Source organism: Chitinophaga sp. Hz27, assembly GCF_042263525.1.
Taxonomy (GTDB): domain Bacteria; phylum Bacteroidota; class Bacteroidia; order Chitinophagales; family Chitinophagaceae; genus Chitinophaga.
The window spans coordinates 634136-650767 of the sequence record NZ_JBHKFJ010000003.1; the positions used below are offsets into that span (position 1 = coordinate 634136).

The 16632-nt window shown below is 44.4% G+C and carries 15 protein-coding genes; 5 read left to right on the forward strand and 10 right to left on the reverse strand.

The window, feature by feature from the left end:
- Positions 1 to 21: 21 nt before the first annotated feature.
- The 5 genes from mrdA to purD form a co-directional block, all read right to left on the reverse strand.
- A complete protein-coding gene (mrdA, locus tag ACE38W_RS09410) occupies positions 22 to 1950 on the reverse strand; it encodes a penicillin-binding protein 2 (protein ID WP_375830339.1) in 1929 nt (642 codons plus the stop codon).
- Between the two features lie 118 nt (positions 1951 to 2068).
- On the reverse strand, positions 2069 to 2578 hold the full coding sequence (mreD, locus tag ACE38W_RS09415) for a rod shape-determining protein MreD (RefSeq protein WP_375830340.1): 510 nt from the start codon (positions 2576 to 2578) through the stop codon (positions 2069 to 2071).
- Entirely contained in the window at positions 2575 to 3462 is an 888-nt protein-coding gene (mreC, locus tag ACE38W_RS09420; RefSeq protein ID WP_375830342.1) for a rod shape-determining protein MreC, read from the reverse strand. Before mreC ends, mreD begins: the two co-directional genes overlap by 4 nt.
- A gap of 75 nt (positions 3463 to 3537) precedes the next feature.
- Positions 3538 to 4560, reverse strand: coding sequence for a rod shape-determining protein (locus tag ACE38W_RS09425; RefSeq protein ID WP_073078293.1), 1023 nt, complete (start codon positions 4558 to 4560; stop codon positions 3538 to 3540).
- A 376-nt stretch (positions 4561 to 4936) separates the two neighbouring features.
- The gene (purD, locus tag ACE38W_RS09430) at positions 4937 to 6214 is read right to left on the reverse strand and encodes a phosphoribosylamine--glycine ligase (protein WP_375830345.1); all 1278 of its coding nucleotides are present in this window, start codon (positions 6212 to 6214) and stop codon (positions 4937 to 4939) included.
- Between the two features lie 162 nt (positions 6215 to 6376).
- Between purD and ACE38W_RS09435 the strand changes: the two genes are divergently transcribed.
- The 3 genes from ACE38W_RS09435 to ACE38W_RS09445 all read left to right on the forward strand — a co-directional run bounded on the left by ACE38W_RS09435 (position 6377) and on the right by ACE38W_RS09445 (position 10813).
- Positions 6377 to 8086 carry a peptide MFS transporter gene (locus ACE38W_RS09435; protein WP_375830346.1) on the forward strand — a complete coding sequence of 570 codons (1710 nt, stop codon included), beginning with the start codon at positions 6377 to 6379 and terminating at the stop codon, positions 8084 to 8086.
- A 114-nt stretch (positions 8087 to 8200) separates the two neighbouring features.
- The gene (locus ACE38W_RS09440; RefSeq protein ID WP_375830348.1) at positions 8201 to 10240 is read left to right on the forward strand and encodes an OPT family oligopeptide transporter; all 2040 of its coding nucleotides are present in this window, start codon (positions 8201 to 8203) and stop codon (positions 10238 to 10240) included.
- Between the two features lie 51 nt (positions 10241 to 10291).
- Entirely contained in the window at positions 10292 to 10813 is a 522-nt protein-coding gene (locus ACE38W_RS09445) for a hypothetical protein (protein WP_375830349.1), read from the forward strand.
- A 77-nt stretch (positions 10814 to 10890) separates the two neighbouring features.
- Here ACE38W_RS09445 and ACE38W_RS09450 read toward each other — a convergent pair whose 3' ends face one another.
- The 3 genes from ACE38W_RS09450 to ACE38W_RS09460 are packed head-to-tail and all read right to left on the reverse strand — an operon-like array spanning position 10891 to position 14822.
- The gene (locus ACE38W_RS09450) at positions 10891 to 12093 is read right to left on the reverse strand and encodes a DUF1501 domain-containing protein (RefSeq protein WP_375830351.1); all 1203 of its coding nucleotides are present in this window, start codon (positions 12091 to 12093) and stop codon (positions 10891 to 10893) included.
- Positions 12094 to 12122: 29 nt separating this feature from the next.
- The gene (locus ACE38W_RS09455) at positions 12123 to 13568 is read right to left on the reverse strand and encodes a DUF1800 family protein (RefSeq protein WP_375830353.1); all 1446 of its coding nucleotides are present in this window, start codon (positions 13566 to 13568) and stop codon (positions 12123 to 12125) included.
- A gap of 45 nt (positions 13569 to 13613) precedes the next feature.
- Positions 13614 to 14822, reverse strand: a complete 1209-nt coding sequence (locus ACE38W_RS09460) for a molybdopterin molybdotransferase MoeA (protein ID WP_375830354.1) — start codon at positions 14820 to 14822, stop codon at positions 13614 to 13616.
- Positions 14823 to 14868: 46 nt separating this feature from the next.
- Between ACE38W_RS09460 and moaC the strand changes: the two genes are divergently transcribed.
- Together moaC and ACE38W_RS09470 are read left to right on the forward strand one after the other, a co-directional pair.
- Positions 14869 to 15354 (forward strand): cyclic pyranopterin monophosphate synthase MoaC, encoded by a 486-nt coding sequence (gene moaC / locus ACE38W_RS09465; protein ID WP_375830356.1) that lies wholly within the window; start codon positions 14869 to 14871, stop codon positions 15352 to 15354.
- Positions 15338 to 15943, forward strand: coding sequence for an NTP transferase domain-containing protein (locus tag ACE38W_RS09470; RefSeq protein ID WP_375830358.1), 606 nt, complete (start codon positions 15338 to 15340; stop codon positions 15941 to 15943). Before moaC ends, ACE38W_RS09470 begins: the two co-directional genes overlap by 17 nt.
- Here the strand turns inward: ACE38W_RS09470 and ACE38W_RS09475 are convergent.
- A complete protein-coding gene (locus tag ACE38W_RS09475) occupies positions 15936 to 16337 on the reverse strand; it encodes a molybdenum cofactor biosynthesis protein MoaE (RefSeq protein ID WP_375830360.1) in 402 nt (133 codons plus the stop codon). The genes ACE38W_RS09470 and ACE38W_RS09475 overlap by 8 nt on opposite strands.
- Positions 16338 to 16356: 19 nt before the next feature.
- Positions 16357 to 16590, reverse strand: a complete 234-nt coding sequence (gene moaD / locus ACE38W_RS09480) for a molybdopterin converting factor subunit 1 (protein WP_375830362.1) — start codon at positions 16588 to 16590, stop codon at positions 16357 to 16359.
- Between the last annotated feature and the right edge of the window lie 42 nt (positions 16591 to 16632).

Sequence of the window (16632 nt, forward strand, 5' to 3'; positions counted from 1 at the left end):
TTTGTCGTTTATAGGAAAATGTTATTGTTTTTTTCTGATAACAGTAGCATTCAGAGAATCCAGTTTAGATCTGTTCCTCATATTTTCAGGAATGGTAACTGTTTCCATTACTGTTTTAAGCAATGGCTGACGCTTGGTAGCGATAGAATCCTTGAGGTATTTTTCTATCATCAAGCTGGCGATAGGAGCAGCGTATTTGGCACCAAAGCCAGAACGCTCTACGATCACACAGATAGCGATCTTTGGATTTTCAGCTGGAGCGAAAGCAACGAATTGAGCGTGGTTAGGCATTTTGGTACGCTTACCATCAATGATCGCGTAGTTTTCCGCAGTACCTGTTTTACCTCCAATGGTAACGCCATCAATTTGTGCCACACGTCCCGTACCACTTTCCACCACATCTGTCATACCATGGATTACTGCGCTATAAGCAGTATCAGAGATATTTGCCACCACGTGAGGTTTCTTATATTTATCGAGTATGTGTGAATCGTCGTTATCAATACTTCTCACGAAGTGAGGAATAAAGTAAGATCCTTTATTAGAGATGATACACATCGCATTTGCCATTTGCAGCGGCGTTGTTTCTACCTCACCCTGGCCAATACCCAGGAATACGGATGTACATGAGTTCCAGCTGCCTTTGTATTTCGCGTCGTAGTATTTTTTGTCGGGGATACGGCCTGGTCTTTCGGAAGGTACGTCTACCCCAATTTTATGACCGAAACCGAAGCTGTTCATATAGTCGGCCCATTTCTGCATACCGCCTACACGTATACCTCCCCATTTGGCGGCATCTACACAAAGCCGGTAAGTGTGGGAGAAATAAGAGTTACAAGAGTGGGAGAGCGCCAAACGCAGATTGGCCGCGTGCCCCGCGTCGTGGTGCTCACATTTGATAGGCCTGCTACATCCATAATAGGCGCCCCCGCAAGGATAACCGGTACTAGGAGTAATAACACCTTCATCGAGGCCCACCAGTGCAATCATTGGCTTAAACGTAGATCCAGGAGGATATTGCGCCTGAATAGCACGGTTAAACAGTGGTAAAGTGGTATCTGTATAAAGCTTATTAAAGTTGGCGCTTCTGAAGGAACCTGTAAGCAAGTTTGGGTCGAAGCTAGGACCGCTCACCATGGCTAATATACCGCCATCCTGAGGATCTATGGCTACGATACTACCAATCTTACCATGCATAAGTTGTTCACCAAAGGCCTGTAATTCGATGTCCAGGCTAAGGCGCAGATTTTTACCTGCAACGGCAGCACTATCAAATTCACCATTTTCGTAGGCTCCTTGTGGTCTGTTCAGGTTATCTTTTACGAGGTATTGAATACCACGTTGTCCCATTAAAATGCTTTCATATGTTTTTTCCAAACCTGTCATACCCAGATAATCACCAGAGTTGTAAGACGCATAGTTAGAATCTTTCAACATGGTTGGAGAGATCTCCGCAATATACCCGAGGATATTGGCGGCGGCACCATAAGGATAGGAGCGGATCTGTCTTGGGATCAGCTCAAACCCTGGCTGGAAGTTGTACATACTTTCCTGTAGTTGTCCATATACTTCAGCAGGTAGCAGGGAGGAGAACACAGATTGCCTTACTGCACCATTCTTTTTGATACAGTCGGCAATTTTCTTTCTAAATTCTTCTTTATCCATTTTAAGGATACGGCAGAGATAAGCGGTATCGATATTTTTCACGCTTTTAGGCGTAACGACAAGGTCGTAGAGGACGTCGTTACTAAGAACGGGGCGGCCTTTACGATCATAGATGATACCACGGCTTGGGTATACGACTTTCCTTAGCACGGCGTTGGCATCGGCGAGCTTGGCATATTTTTTCTCTACTACCTGTAGGAAAAATAACCTGGCAACGATAATACAAACCATGCCAAGAATAATCAACATTATTACTCTTCTCCTGGGCTGATTAAAAACAGACATGCTATAGTTGTAGCTTTTAGCTATGGGCGCTTAGCATTGCGAATTAAGCGTACAAGCTTTTATTATTTGCAAATTTAAACTATCAATTGATCCCACGCGCAGCAACCTACGCTTTCCGCTATTTTCTGGAAAAGAATAACATTTCGTACAGAAGGATGAGGAAAAGACTGGCTGCGGATGACAGGATTATCTTTAACAGCAGGTATAACGGGTTTGCAAAGCTGAATACTTCCAGTGTAAAGTAGACAGCATGATGAAGAAATACCAGGATTGCCGCATAGATCAGAAACTGGGATACGCCCATACTCGTCATGGAGGGGGTTTTCTGGGTTGTTTCAAACCCACCCTGTGGCGACAGTATATTTATAATGAAAGGGCGTAGGTAAGCTATAAAAACACAGGCAGCAGCGTGAACGCCCATTGTGTTCATGAACATATCGAGGGAGATACCCATTAAGAAGCCAAGCAGCATGAGAGCCGGGCGAGGCAGGTTAAAAGGAAGCACCAGGATAAAGAGCATGTACAGGTAAGGACTCACGAGTTGGTGAATCAATATTTTATTGAGTACAAACACCTGTATCAGTAACAGGAGCACAAAGCGGATAATATTTCTTAACAGTATACTCATTTAATCAGCTTGTAAGTCGAATCTTCCAGACTTTGTTGTTCATCTTTCAGCAGGTTCTCGATCACGTAAACGTATTGCAGGTTATAGAAATTGGTGGCCAATTTCAGTTTTACGGTGAGGGAGGTGCTGGATTTATCTCCTTGGGAATATCCTTCTACATAGCCGATGGGGATATTCTCCGGGAATAAGGCGGAGAAGCCGCTGGTTACCACGGTATCACCTTTATGCAATTTTGCACTTTTCGGGATATCACGGAGGGTGGCAAATGCCGGGTCGTCGCCGTCCCAATGTACAGATCCCATTTCCTTTCCTTGTGCCAGACGGGCGGAGATAGAAACGGAGTTTGATTTAGATAGCAGGGAGAGGATAACTGCGTAGTTATCGCTCACACTTCTTACTACCCCGACCACGCCACTAGAGCTGATTACACCCATATTCGGGCGTATTCCTTGTTTGCTACCACGGTGGATGGTAATATAGTTCATTGGTTTATTCAATGAGTTGTTCACTACTTTGGCTTCGAAGTATTGGAAGCGTCTTATTTCAGTGCTGATCACTTTTCGGATGGAATCGTCGCTGTATTTGCGGAGCGTATCTATCCTAATCCCGTTGGTGGTGATCATGCTATCATAGCTGCTGCGGAGGTCATTATGCAGGCGCATGTTTTCTGCCACGAGGCTATCGTTGGTAGCTTTCAGGTGAAAGTAGTATTGTATATTGTTGTATTTGTCGTAGAGCTTACCGCTAATATTGTTGGCGGAGTTAATGTAGGCGGTATGCTGCAGGTTATTGTTTTGAAATACCAATACAATACAAATCACTTCCAGCAGCAGAAATAAGAAGAAGTTGAAATATCGCCTTAAGAAAATGATAAGATTTCGCACAAGCGCGCTGGGATTTTGAGATTTGTTGATTTAGGGTAACAGAGTCCCTGCTACCCTAAATCTCAAAATAGGTTTTTATTGCATCAGGAACGGATACTTACCAACATGCTTGAGGGCGATGCCGGTTCCTCTAACTACTGCACGCAGCGGATCGTCTGCTACATGAACAGGGAGTTTGATTTTTTGGGCAAGGCGTTTGTCCAGACCGCGCAGCAGTGCACCACCGCCAGTCAGGTAAAGTCCTCTGCGATAAATATCTGATGCCAGTTCTGGTGGCGTTGTTTCCAGCGCTTTCAGGATGGCTTCCTCAATTTTAAAGATGGATTTATCCAGTGCTTCCGCGATTTCCTGATAGGAAACCATGATTTGCTTAGGAATACCGGTTACAAGGTCACGACCATTTACCGGGATATCATCAGGTGGGTTATCCAGCTCTTTCAGGGCTGACCCGATGTGAATTTTGATTTGTTCGGCGGTTCTTTCACCGATCAGCAGGGAGTGGTAGCGGCGGAGAGCTTCCATGATATCGGCAGTGAATTCATCACCGGCGATACGGATACTCTGGTCGCAGACAATACCTGCAAGTGCAATTACGGAGATACCAGTGGTACCACCGCCAATATCGATAATCATGTTACCCACAGGCTCTTCTACGTCAATGCCAATACCCAGTGCGGCAGCCATTGGTTCATGAATGAGGTAAACTTCTTTCGCTCCGGCCTGTTCGGCAGAGTCACGTACAGCTCTTTTTTCCACTTCAGTAATACTGGAAGGGATGCATATTACCATACGCCAGCTGGGAGCAAACAAAGGTTTTTTAGGGTAAATCATTTTTATCAGTTCCCTGATCATGCCCTCCGCGGCGTTGAAGTCCGCGATAACGCCATCTTTCAGGGGACGTATAGTACGAAGATATTCGTGAGTTTTTTCGTGCATCATCATGGCTTTCTTACCAACCGCCACAATTTTGCCGCTAGCCCGTTCTATCGCTACAATGGAAGGCTCGTCCACAACCACTTGGTCATTATGTATTATCAGCGTGTTAGCTGTACCTAAATCAATCGCGATTTCCTGCGTTAAAAAATTAAAAAATCCCATTGTTGATACGGTCAAAAATTAGAATGCAAAAATGAATAATTCCAACGAATATACGATGCAAAAAATGGATATTCCTGCAATAATACGGCTAAATATTAAAAAATCTTATTTGTTGTATAAACGGCATAGTAACTGCTCTCTTTAAGTACCGATCAATCCAACGGATTTAATCCCGTTTTAATAATTCCTAGTCTAAAAAATTACGCCTTACGTGTCCCGCTTTGTGATAGAATAACAGTCCCCCTTACTGCTTACAGTTAACAAGTTACAGAAATAAGGGAATGTATCAAAAGTAAATTAAAACTTGCTCACCGCTTCAATACAGCTACCACGCCAAATTAAAGACATTTGATACATTCCCTGAAATATCATTCAGTTAAATAAACTCGTAACCTATGTCCCTGCGGAATGTTTTCCCTTCAAACTCAATCTGGTTAGCCGTTTGAACGGAATGTGCCAGTGCAAGGCTTAATGTACTTGCCAGAGAGGTTATTGCTAATACACGACCACCGTTAGTCAATACTTTATCTCCATCCTGACGGGTGCCTGCATGAAATACGATCTGGTCCTGAGTAGGTGCAGGTATATTTGTTATTGCCTTATTCTTCTCATATGCTTCCGGATATCCCTTAGATACCAACATAACGGTAGCGGCTGCACGCCGATCGGTGTAAATCGTCTGCGATGAAAGCTTTCCTTCGTTTACTGCTACAAAAAGCTCCAACAGGTCGTTCTGCAAACGTGGCATCACTACTTCCGTTTCCGGATCGCCCATACGACAGTTATACTCTATCACGAACGGCTCTCCATCTACATTAATCAGGCCAAAAAATATAAATCCGTTATAAATAATTCCTTCTTTTGAAAGACCTTCTACCGTTTTACGGATGACTTTGTCTTCCACCAATTTCATAAATGCTTCGTCGGCAAATGGAACAGGCGATACAGCGCCCATACCACCGGTATTCAAACCAAGATCTCCCTCACCAATACGCTTGTAATCTTTCGCCTCTGGCAATATCTTATAAGTATGACCATCTGTAATAACAAAAACAGACAACTCAATACCTGTCAGAAACTGCTCTATCACTACCTTTTTGCTGGCATCACCGAATTTAGCAGATTTAATCATCTGGCTAAATTCTTCCAACGCCTCCTCATGATCGGAGGTGATCACCACACCTTTACCTGCTGCCAAACCATCAGCTTTCAGTACAATTGGTAAGGAATGCTCCTTAATATAGGCTACCCCCTCTTCATAATTACTCTCATCAAACTCTCTGTAGGCAGCAGTTGGAATCCCCTGGCGTTCCATGAACAGCTTAGCAAATGCCTTGCTTCCTTCCAGCTGGGCACCTACTTTAGAAGGTCCCATCACCGGAATATGCTTCAATGCCGATTCCTGCGCGAAAAAGTCATAAATACCATTCACCAATGCCTCTTCAGAACCAGGTACCACCAGGGTAATTTCGTTCTCCAGACAGAATGATTTTATCTTGTCAAATTCGCTTACGCCCATGTTCACATTGGTACCACATTGAGAAGTACCAGCATTTCCCGGAGCGATAAACAGTTTTCCGCACAGCGGACTTTGCGACATTTTTAAGGCCAGTGCATGTTCCCGACCACCACTACCTAATAATAGAATGTTCATAATGAATTAATACAGATGCGAAAGAAAGTGCAAAGAAAGTTCAAAAAAGCGCAAAAATTGTCTATTTCAAGCATTTTTTTACCGAGATAGATGATTTTCTTTAAATTGCCTGTTTAAAGCTATACAGTACCTTAAAACAATCTTGTTTAAAACTAACCATTTATGACGCAAACTGCTGTCGCACAAGGCCCGGAAATCGTCTCAGAGAAGGGACATCCGAAAGGCCTTTCAGTGCTATTTGCCACAGAAATGTGGGAACGGTTTAACTTTTATGGCATGAGGGCATTGTTGACCCTCTTCCTGGTAAATGCACTGCAATTCTCTGAAGCTGAATCATCTTATGCCTATGGCGGGTTCCTTGGACTCTGCTACCTTACACCAATGCTGGGCGGTTATATCTCTGACCGTTACCTGGGAAACAGGAATTGTATCTTATTAGGAGGCTTCGTCATGGGTATCGGACAACTGCTCATGGTACTCAGTGCCACCCTTTACACTGGAAACGTTGATACGGCACGCCTGGTAATGTGGCTGGCCCTCTTCGTTATCATCTTCGGAAACGGCTTCTTCAAACCTAACATCTCTTCTATGGTAGGTAGCCTGTATCCTAAAAACGACGGCCGCCTCGATGCCGCGTTCACTATCTTCTACATGGGTATCAACATGGGCGCATTTCTCGGTATGCTCATCTGCCCAATCCTCGGCGACGTAAAACTCACTGACGGCACCCGCGTTGTTGCTGCCTTCAAATGGGGCTTCCTCGCTGCTGGTATCGCCATGTTCCTCGGAACAGTGCTGTTCTACTTCCTGAAAGACAAATACGTAGTTACACCAGAAGGTAAAGCCATCGGTGCTAAACCTACCTTTGACCCTGCTCACACCAACACAACTGGTGAAGCAGACAAAGCTAAATTTACTTCAGGTGCTATCTTGGGTTGCGGTGTTCTGCTGGCTGCTTTATTCATGATATTCCACTTTGTAGCCAACGATCCAAACCCAATCAAATCATGGATTTATCCATTTATCTACGCTACTGGTATCTCCCTGGCGGTATTGATTCTCACAGATAAATCTATTACACGCATTGAAAAACAAAGAATCCTCGTACTCTACTTCGTGGCATTCTTCGTAATCTTCTTCTGGGCTTGTTTTGAGCAGGCTGGTTCTTCTCTGACATTCATCGCAGACAAACAGACAGACCGCCATCTCTTTGGCTGGGATATGCCTCCTAGCTTCATCCAGAACGCCAACTCTATCTTTATCATCGTATTTGCACTGCCTTTCTCCTGGCTGTGGATTAAATTACAAAAACGCAACCTGGAGCCAATCTCCCCTGTGAAACAAGCGTTAGGTCTGGCCCTGTTATCGCTCGGCTTCCTGATCATTGCCTTCCAGGTAAAAGGTTTGGGTGACGCTAAACTGGGTGTTATCTGGCTGATTGTGATGTACCTGTTCCATACGCTTGGTGAATTGTGCCTTTCTCCGATAGGTCTTTCTCTGGTGGCAAAACTGGCGCCTCACCGCTTCTCTTCCCTGCTTATGGGCGTATGGTTCCTGGCGAATGCTGCTGGTTATGCACTGGCAGGTACCCTGGGTGCATTGCTGCCTCCGAATCCAGAAAACTATGCTGATGCTGCAAAAGCTGGTGTAGACCTGAAAGGAATCCTGGACGGTACAGTATCCGCTACGCCTGATATGCTGGCTGCCCTGGAAAAACTGAAACTGGCTGCTCATTACCCTGCTTTTGCAGGATTCACCATTCATAACCTGTTCGAGTTCTTCATGATCTTCGTGATACTCCCTGGTGTGGCTGCAGTATTGTTGTTCCTGTTGTCTCCATTCCTGAAAAAATGGATGCACGGCGTTAAATAATAATATTACCGCTGAAAAGCGTTATTATAACGTACAAAATAAAAAGCCTCGCTACTTGCAGCGAGGCTTTTTATTTTGTACGTTATATTTGTTTTTATTCAGATCTTATAAATTATGTCCGACAACAACTTCAAACCTTTTGTTCCCGCAGGTACCAATATGAAAGAGCTGACGATCAAGTCAATACTCCTGGGCTGCGTATTCGGCGTCATCTTCGGTGCTGCTACTGTTTACCTGGCACTTAAAGCCGGCCTCACTGTATCTGCTTCTATCCCCATAGCGGTGATTGCCATTACATTAGGCAGAAAGTTCTTCGGTACTACCATTCTTGAAAACAATATTATCCAGACTACCGGTTCTGCAGGCGAATCCATTGCGGCCGGGGTAGTCTTCACACTTCCAGGATTTCTCTTCCTCAGCGATGGTGGCGGGACAGAGTTCTTTAACTACATCACGATCCTTACATTGGCTATTATCGGTGGTATCCTTGGTACCCTGATGATGATCCCTTTACGCCGCTCATTAATCGTAAAAGAACATGGCACCCTGCCTTATCCCGAAGGTACTGCCTGCGCAGATGTATTGATAGCAGGCGAAAAGGGTGGCGACTTTGCTAAGACAGCCTTCTGGGGCCTGGGTTTCGCATTTGCCTATGCTATACTCCAAAAGATATTTCATGTGATCGCCGAAACACCGGGATACATGACCAAACAAGTAAATAAATTCTTTCCATCTGCTAACCTTAGTGCAGACATCACTCCAGAGTATATGGGTGTGGGTTATATCATCGGTCCGCGTATCGGTGGTGTACTGGTAGCAGGAGGCGTGTTATCATGGCTCGCTCTCATACCGCTGCTGGCATCTTTGCTGCCCGCAGATATGATTGCTACCCAACTGGTGAAATTAGGCTACCTGGCAAATCTGCAAACGCCAGGCGGACAAGGTAGCTGGGACCCAGTTACGCATACTTTCAGTGATTATGCTGCTGCCATCTACTACGCATATGTACGTCAGATTGGCGCCGGCGCCGTTGCTGCAGGTGGTTTCATCACCTTACTTAAAACAATCCCTACTATCATATCTACCTTTAAGGGTAGCCTTGGTGCTGTAAAAAGCAGTGCTAGCGGCACTTCCGGCGAGGTTCCAAGAACAGAGAAAGACCTAAGCCTCAAAGTAGTAGCGCTAGGAAGTATCGTACTAGTAGTACTGATGGCATTATTACCACAACTGCCTGGTGGCTCCGTTGGTCAGAAACTCCTGGTAGGCTTACTGGTGGTTATTTTCGGTGCTTTCTTCGTTACAGTTTCCAGTCGTATCGTTGGCTTAATCGGTTCTTCCAACAACCCAATCTCAGGGATGACTATTGCCACACTGATGGGCACCTGCCTGGTTTTCATCGCAGTAGGCTGGACAGGAAAACTTTACGAGCCAATGGCCCTGGTAGTAGGAAGTATGATATGTATTGCTGCTGCTAACGCAGGCGGTACTTCACAGGATTTGAAGTCTGGTTACATCGTAGGCGCTACGCCAATGAACCAACAGCTGGCACTTTTTATTGGCGCGATCGTTTCTTCTATCGTTATTGGGCTTACCGTTAAGTTTCTTGACCGTCCTACGGCTGAAATGATTGCCCATGGCGTAAAAGACCATGCAATTGGTAGTACTTACTATCCAGCACCACAAGGAACGTTGATGGCTACACTAGCAAAAGGTATTCTTTCTTTCAACCTCGACTGGCAGTTTGTACTGGTGGGCGTATTCCTTGCTATTACCATTGAGCTTTGCGGTGTAAACGCATTATCCTTTGCTGTAGGAGCTTACCTTCCGTTGTCTACCACATTACCAATTTTCATTGGTGGTGCTATCCGTGGCGTTATAGATTATAAAAAGAAGAAAGCCAATATTCAGACATCTCCTGAAGAAGATGAGCTGGGTCGAGGAAATCTTTTTGCTACCGGCTTAGTAGCCGGAGGTGCCGTGGCTGGTGTGATTATAGCCATCATGGCTGGTTTCGACAGTACGGCTGGCGTGCTGGCAAAACTCAACCTGCAAGAAGGATTTATAAAAACGCTCGGAGAAGGTGGTTACTTTATACTTGGAGCAGCATTCTTTGCGTTTATGGGTTGGTACCTGTACCGAATTGCGAGAAAATAAAGAATTGCTCAAAATAATATCTTAATTTTATCAGATATATTAAGAAAACCTATGCGTATATTGATATCCGCACTGCTTGGCGCAATACTTATGCTGGGCGTGTCCTGTGAAAAAAGTAACAACGATACTAGTGATGCCATCGATAGAAAGTTCGTTTCCATGAAACTGGATAACAGGATTTATCTGTCCGAAAAACCTCAGGCAACGATTTATACGCCGAACCTGGTGGATGAGGATCCGGATAATGATTACCTGACCATGGAAATACTTGCTACCACATATAGCGGCGATAATATCACCTTCAAACTGGCAACAGATCAGCCAAGTTTTAAACCAGGTGTATATTATGGCAACACTACCGGCAACAGCATGACGATGTACCTGCTAAGCCAGAGTGGCGCTACTATCGTGAGCGACCCTACTTCATCCGGGTTTTCTATCACCATCACTAAAATCACCAGCGTATACATGGAAGGAACTTTCAGTGGTACGCTTACTGACCCAACTGGCGGCGGTACCAAAACCGTTAGAGACGGTAGTTTCCGCTCTTTCGTAAAATGGGTACAGAAATAATCTATCAAATTTAGCATTGCCATAAAAAGAAGAAACCCGGTCCAATGGCCGGGTTTCTTCTTTTTATGAAAGTTCATCTACACAAAATTCAAATGCTGATAATCTGCCTTTAAAATTGCTTTATCATCCGCCCCTAACCACTTGGCTAACAGGGTTGCATACACACTCTTGAAATCTACATTATATCGTAAATCTCCGTCTACCAGATTCATTAAATCTGGGCCATCGTTTAATACACCCTTTTCCTGCAAACCACCGCCAATCAGGAACATGTTATTAGCGGTGCCATGGTCTGTACCACCACTTGCATTCTGGCTTACTCTACGACCAAACTCCGAAAACGTCATCACTACTACATCCTGGAAACGATTATTCTTTTTCAGGTCATTGGTGAAAACAGTCACTGCATCGCTTAGCTGCTCAAACAGTTTTTCCTGTTGCTGCTGCTGGTTGACATGCGTATCAAAACTTCCATGAGAAACGTAATACACTTTAGTGTTGATATCTGACATGATCAAATTAGCGATCGTGCGCATTTTCTTGCCCAGCTCTGTATTCGGATAATTTTCTTTTGACTGATAAGTCTTAAACTGTTGCTGGATATAGGATGCAGAAGATATCGTTTCACCCATTGTTTTATACAGATAATCCACATTATGATGTTCATCATCATGATTCCCCTGTTTCAACAGATCCTTGAAGAAAGGATTGTTGCTGGTACCAAATAAACGGGTAGGATCTGTTAGTGCCAAGCCTTTAGCGCTATCACCTTTCAGGGCAAGACTCAGTGTATCATCGATTTCAAGAGCTTGCGTAGGCTTATCACAACCCTTGCATTGCGCGTCCAGGTAACGCCCTATCCAGCCATCAGACCAGATTTCATTAGACTGACTGGCCGTATGCCAGATATCCATTGAACGGAAGTGCGAACGGTCAGGGTTGGGATAGCCCACATTATTCAGAACTCCCAGGGCGCCATCGTCGTATAACGATTTGAAACCCTTTAACGCGGGATGTATCCCCAGATTATCTGTGAGCGATAAAGCATCAGTTCTTTTTATACCTAATGCTGGACGTGATCTGTAATAAATATCATTGCGATAAGGAATGATTGTATTCAAGCCATCATTTCCACCAGAAAGCTGCACAATCACCAATACTTTATTGCCAGGAGGTACTAGCTCACCACGTTCCAATGCCTTCAGGAATTTGGGCATCATCATCGCTGCTGAAGCCAGTGAACCTACTTGTAGAAATCGTCTGCGGTTTATTATATGCATAATATTTTTTTTGGGAGATGAAGAACAGATTAGCACAACTGATATTCAGGCATACTCATCACATCGATAGAAACCGTTTTAATATAGGCGTCTCTGTTAGACATATCTGCATATTTCTCTAACAGCTGCTTATTAGCATTACCAGGCTTCACCAGTAAAGAACCAGCAATACTTTCTGCCAGCGCTTCTCTCGGCACCTGTTCAAAACCTTTGATGTAAGGATCCCAATCTATATGTGCATTAATCTTTTTAGCATATTGTTTTTTAAGGAAATCATTAATCTGTAATGTCATCTTATAATTTCCACCATCTCCCATTTCCGGTGTAATTTCTTTTGGCTGTATATTTAATGCCTGGGAGTAAAATATTATCTGTGGCACACGTAACCTGAACATCAGGCTGGAACTATCGATCCAGTTTCTTCCTCCCGGCCACCCTGCTACGTTTGGTGGATAAAATAATACCTGTCCGAGTATACGCTGAAAAACAAGCATCGTAGCCTCTTCATCAAAAGTCATTGGCACCGTGCGGCGAATGCCTACAAGCAACTCTACCGGCGATTTAATTCTGTTACCCACATATTTTGGATCATAAAACCAATCAGACATAAATATCTCCCGCATCAATGATTTGATATCATATCCAGAGTGGTAAAACTTCTCTGCCAGCTGATTAATTTTTTCATCATCAGGGTTATCATCTACAAAAAAACGATAGATTTTTGTAGTGATAAATTTTGCACATTGACGTTGGTCCAGCAAGATTTTCAGGACATCATCACCATTATAATTCCCTTGTTTTCCCAGGATACGTTTTTCTCCGTCGTCATGAAGTTTATCTCTGAACTTGAATTCGCCATTATCATCAAAACTCCATCCTGTAAAGGCTCTTGCAGCTTCTTTAACATCTGTTTCCGTATAGTTGCCACGGCCCAGGGTAAACAGCTCCATTACTTCCCGCGCAAAATTCTCGTTTGGATGCTGTTTTTTGTTTTGTTGATTATTTAAAAACTGCAACATGGCTGGAGATTTGGAGACCTCTGATAAAAGATCGCCGAAATTTCCCAACGCATTTTCGCGTATAACGCCTAACAGTTGCTGATTGTATAATACATTTTGAGTACGGCAGGCGAAGTGTCCATGCCAGAAAAGGCTCATTTTCTCGCGCAGGGGATGTTCTGTGTTGGTCATCTCCTTCATCCAGGAGAGGTTTAAGTCTTTGATTCCCTGAACATTTTTTTGTTGGACCGCTTTCTTCTCTTCAGGAGTCATGCCTTTCAATTTCTGAAAATCGGGCATATCAGCATCGCTCATTACGTTTACGTCAGGAGTCCTGTTTCTTCTACCGATGAGTATTTGATTTACAACAACTTTGAGACGTTTATCTGACCAGTCGTTGATAACAGTTAACGGCTCTCCAAAGCCTGCACGCCAGGCCAGGTGTTGCATTTGTATTTGCGGAGAGAGTAAGGCCATAGGTTTTTGATTATTTCATCTATGACAGCAAATAAGATTCCGGGTTTAACGGAATTTCCAGATTGGATAGGAATCTCCTTTTTTGAATACAGATTCTCCTTGGGGCAGCGCCATGAACGCATCGGCCAAAAGCAAGCTGGCAAGGTCTCCTGAGCCTTGATAGGGTTGTGGTACTGCCATTATCTTACCATGTGGCTGGGCATGCAATTTAACAGGAAGATAATACTCCAGATTGGGCTCAAAAATTACTTTGGATGACAATACAGCATATGACGGAGTAGCAGGCACACATCCCATGGCGGCTAACAGCCATGGCTGTACGTAGCGGTAAAAACACATAAAGCCAGAAACCGGGTTTCCCGGCAAAGCAAATACCACCGGCCCTTCATGGAAAGTACCGAATAGAAAAGGTTTTCCCGGACGTTGCTGCACTTTATGAAAAACCTGCTGCATCCCAAGTTGCTGCAAGACTTCCGGCAGATAATCAAATTTACCAGCGGAAACAGCACCAGAGCTAATCCATACATCAGTATGTGCTATCAAAGGTTTCAGTTGTTCTGCCATGGTAGTAGGGTTGTCCTCGAGGTGTACTACCGTTGCAGTGATGCCCATTTGCTCCAGGGAAGCACTGAGACTGTATACGTTAGACATGCGTAGCTGATGTGGTAAAGGCGTGGCATCTACAGGTACCAGCTCATTCCCGGTGGCAATTACCACTACTCTCGGACGCAGACTCACCATCACGGTGGTTTTACCTACTGTTGCCAGTACACCTGCTTCTGCGGGGCCCAGCAGAACGCCGCTGTCCATCAACACTGCATCTTGTCTGACATCACTACCAGCCTTGTGTATATGTTGTCCTTTTTTTACGGGATGCTTAATAATAAATCTCTTAAATCCTTCATGCTCAGTACCTTCCAGATGTTCATATTGTACGATGGTATCTGTAAGATCCGGCAGCACTGCGCCGGTCATTACTTCCAGGCAGTTAGCGGTATTCGAGAGCTGTAGCTGAGGAGCACCGGCAGCTTGTATATCTTCCACCACGAATACACGCTGACCACGAGCATAAGAATCGTAGCTGATGGCGATTCCGTCCATCATCACCCTATCAAAAGGAGGGAAGGGCCTATCGGCCAGCACTGGTTCTCTGAGAATGCGGCCTGTAGCCTTTTCAAACGGCACCATTTCCGTTCCGGTATCGCGTACTGTTTCCAGTACAGCATTATAGGCTTCAGTGACAGTCAGCATCATTTGTATTATTTTTGTGGATGGAGTAGTGCTCTAAATTTATGCTTTTATGGCCAATCAATCAAACACCGGTTTTACACATCTGAATGAATCCGGGCAGCCAGCAATGGTTGACGTGAGTGAAAAAAATCTTACCTCCCGTGTAGCCGTTGCGGAGAGCAGGGTATTTCTACCGGCAATTGTAAGAGAACAATTTCAGGGAGACGATATCATCACGCACAAGGGTGGCGTATTTCAGACCGCCATCATTGCTGGTATCATGGCAGCCAAGAAAACCCCGGAGCTAATCCCGCTTTGCCACACCTTACTTTTAGATGGCTGCGATGTTAAAATCAACCTGGAAGGCGAGGAAGCGGTGATCCGCTGTATGGTGAAAACTACCGGCAAAACAGGCGTTGAGATGGAAGCCCTCACCGGCGCTTCTGTGGCGGCTCTTACTATATATGATATGTGTAAAGCGTTTACACATGATATGATCATCCGGGAAACAAAATTGATTAGTAAAACAGGGGGAAAAAATGATTTCAGCAGATAAAGCGCCCTTGAAAGGCCTGTTGCTTTGCGGCGGCTACAGCACCCGCATGCAGGAAGACAAAAGCAATATCAATTACTATGGCATGCCACAGTGGCAATACATGGTGCAGTTACTATCAACACAATTACCGGAGGTATATATATCCTGTCGGCCAGACCAGCTCAATACCATCACGGGTTTCAGCAGTTATCCACATGTCATTCCGGATGCAGTGGATGCTGGTGGTCCCTCAGCAGGTTTATTGAGTGCCTATGCACAGCAACCGGAAACCGCCTGGCTCGTAGTAGCCTGCGATCTTCCATTATTGACAGCGCATAGCCTGGAATTGCTGATATCATCCAGAGATAGTAGCAAAGCCGCTACCAGCTTCATAAGCCCATTCAACAATCTACCGGAACCACTGATTGCCATCTGGGAACCTGCAGCCCTCGCACAATTGAAAACCAATGTACTGGCAGGTTTACAGCAATGTCCACGCAAAACATTGTTATCAACAGATATAAAAATATTGGAAAATCCCTGGTCTGATGAGCAGTTTAATGCAAATACGCCAGCAGAAAAATCTACTATTTTAAATAAGATCAGATAATTTCTCCGTCAGCAAAGAACTCTTTTTTCCAGATAGGTACTTTAGCTTTGAGGGTATCAATCGCATATTCACAGGCATCAAAGGCTACGCCTCTGTGTACAGAAGAAACGGCAACAACTACGGCGATATCGCCAGGATACTTATCTCCAATAGCATGTAGCATTGCTATTTTGTGTATAGGCCATTGGCTTTCTACATCAGCCGCGATCTTGTCCATTTCCTTTATGGCCATTTCCTTATAGCTTTCATAGAAGAGTTTGGTAACCCCGCGTCCTTTGGTATCGTTGCGTACTTTACCTGTAAAAACTACTTCTCCGCCACAGGCGGGAGAATGAATAAAATCCAATGCTTCCTGGATCGTAATTTCGGTCTCTATTTTGATTAATACATCCATTATTGTAGAATTTCCGCGATCAGCCTCCACTTACAGGTGGGATAACTGCAATTTCATCTAAGGGGCTAATAACTTGTGTATCAGCCGCATATTCTTTATTTACCGCTATCATTAATGAGTTGAGCCGCGATATTCCAGGATAATCCTGCAACAGCCACTGTTTCAGCTCTCCAACAGAATGAATACCTGCAGGCAGCTCCATCTGTGAAACGCCTGTAATATCTTTGGTCACACCGAACAGCAAAAGGCCCATATGCGTTAAAATTATTGGTTAAAACTACGATATCGCGCTGAT

Bases quoted from the DNA above. Each gene is read 5' to 3' on its own strand.
- mrdA (WP_375830339.1), bottom strand. From the start codon at position 1,950: ATGTCTGTTTTTAATCAGCCCAGGAGAAGAGTAATAATGTTGATTATT.
- mreD (WP_375830340.1), bottom strand. From the start codon at position 2,578: ATGAGTATACTGTTAAGAAATATTATCCGCTTTGTGCTCCTGTTACTG.
- ACE38W_RS09425 (WP_073078293.1), bottom strand. From the start codon at position 4,560: ATGGGATTTTTTAATTTTTTAACGCAGGAAATCGCGATTGATTTAGGT.
- purD (WP_375830345.1), bottom strand. From the start codon at position 6,214: ATGAACATTCTATTATTAGGTAGTGGTGGTCGGGAACATGCACTGGCC.
- ACE38W_RS09435 (WP_375830346.1), top strand. From the start codon at position 6,377: ATGACGCAAACTGCTGTCGCACAAGGCCCGGAAATCGTCTCAGAGAAG.
- ACE38W_RS09440 (WP_375830348.1), top strand. From the start codon at position 8,201: ATGTCCGACAACAACTTCAAACCTTTTGTTCCCGCAGGTACCAATATG.
- ACE38W_RS09445 (WP_375830349.1), top strand. From the start codon at position 10,292: ATGCGTATATTGATATCCGCACTGCTTGGCGCAATACTTATGCTGGGC.
- ACE38W_RS09450 (WP_375830351.1), bottom strand. From the start codon at position 12,093: ATGCATATAATAAACCGCAGACGATTTCTACAAGTAGGTTCACTGGCT.
- ACE38W_RS09455 (WP_375830353.1), bottom strand. From the start codon at position 13,568: ATGGCCTTACTCTCTCCGCAAATACAAATGCAACACCTGGCCTGGCGT.
- ACE38W_RS09460 (WP_375830354.1), bottom strand. From the start codon at position 14,822: ATGATGCTGACTGTCACTGAAGCCTATAATGCTGTACTGGAAACAGTA.
- moaC (WP_375830356.1), top strand. From the start codon at position 14,869: ATGGCCAATCAATCAAACACCGGTTTTACACATCTGAATGAATCCGGG.
- ACE38W_RS09470 (WP_375830358.1), top strand. From the start codon at position 15,338: ATGATTTCAGCAGATAAAGCGCCCTTGAAAGGCCTGTTGCTTTGCGGC.
- ACE38W_RS09475 (WP_375830360.1), bottom strand. From the start codon at position 16,337: ATGGATGTATTAATCAAAATAGAGACCGAAATTACGATCCAGGAAGCA.
- moaD (WP_375830362.1), bottom strand. From the start codon at position 16,590: ATGGGCCTTTTGCTGTTCGGTGTGACCAAAGATATTACAGGCGTTTCA.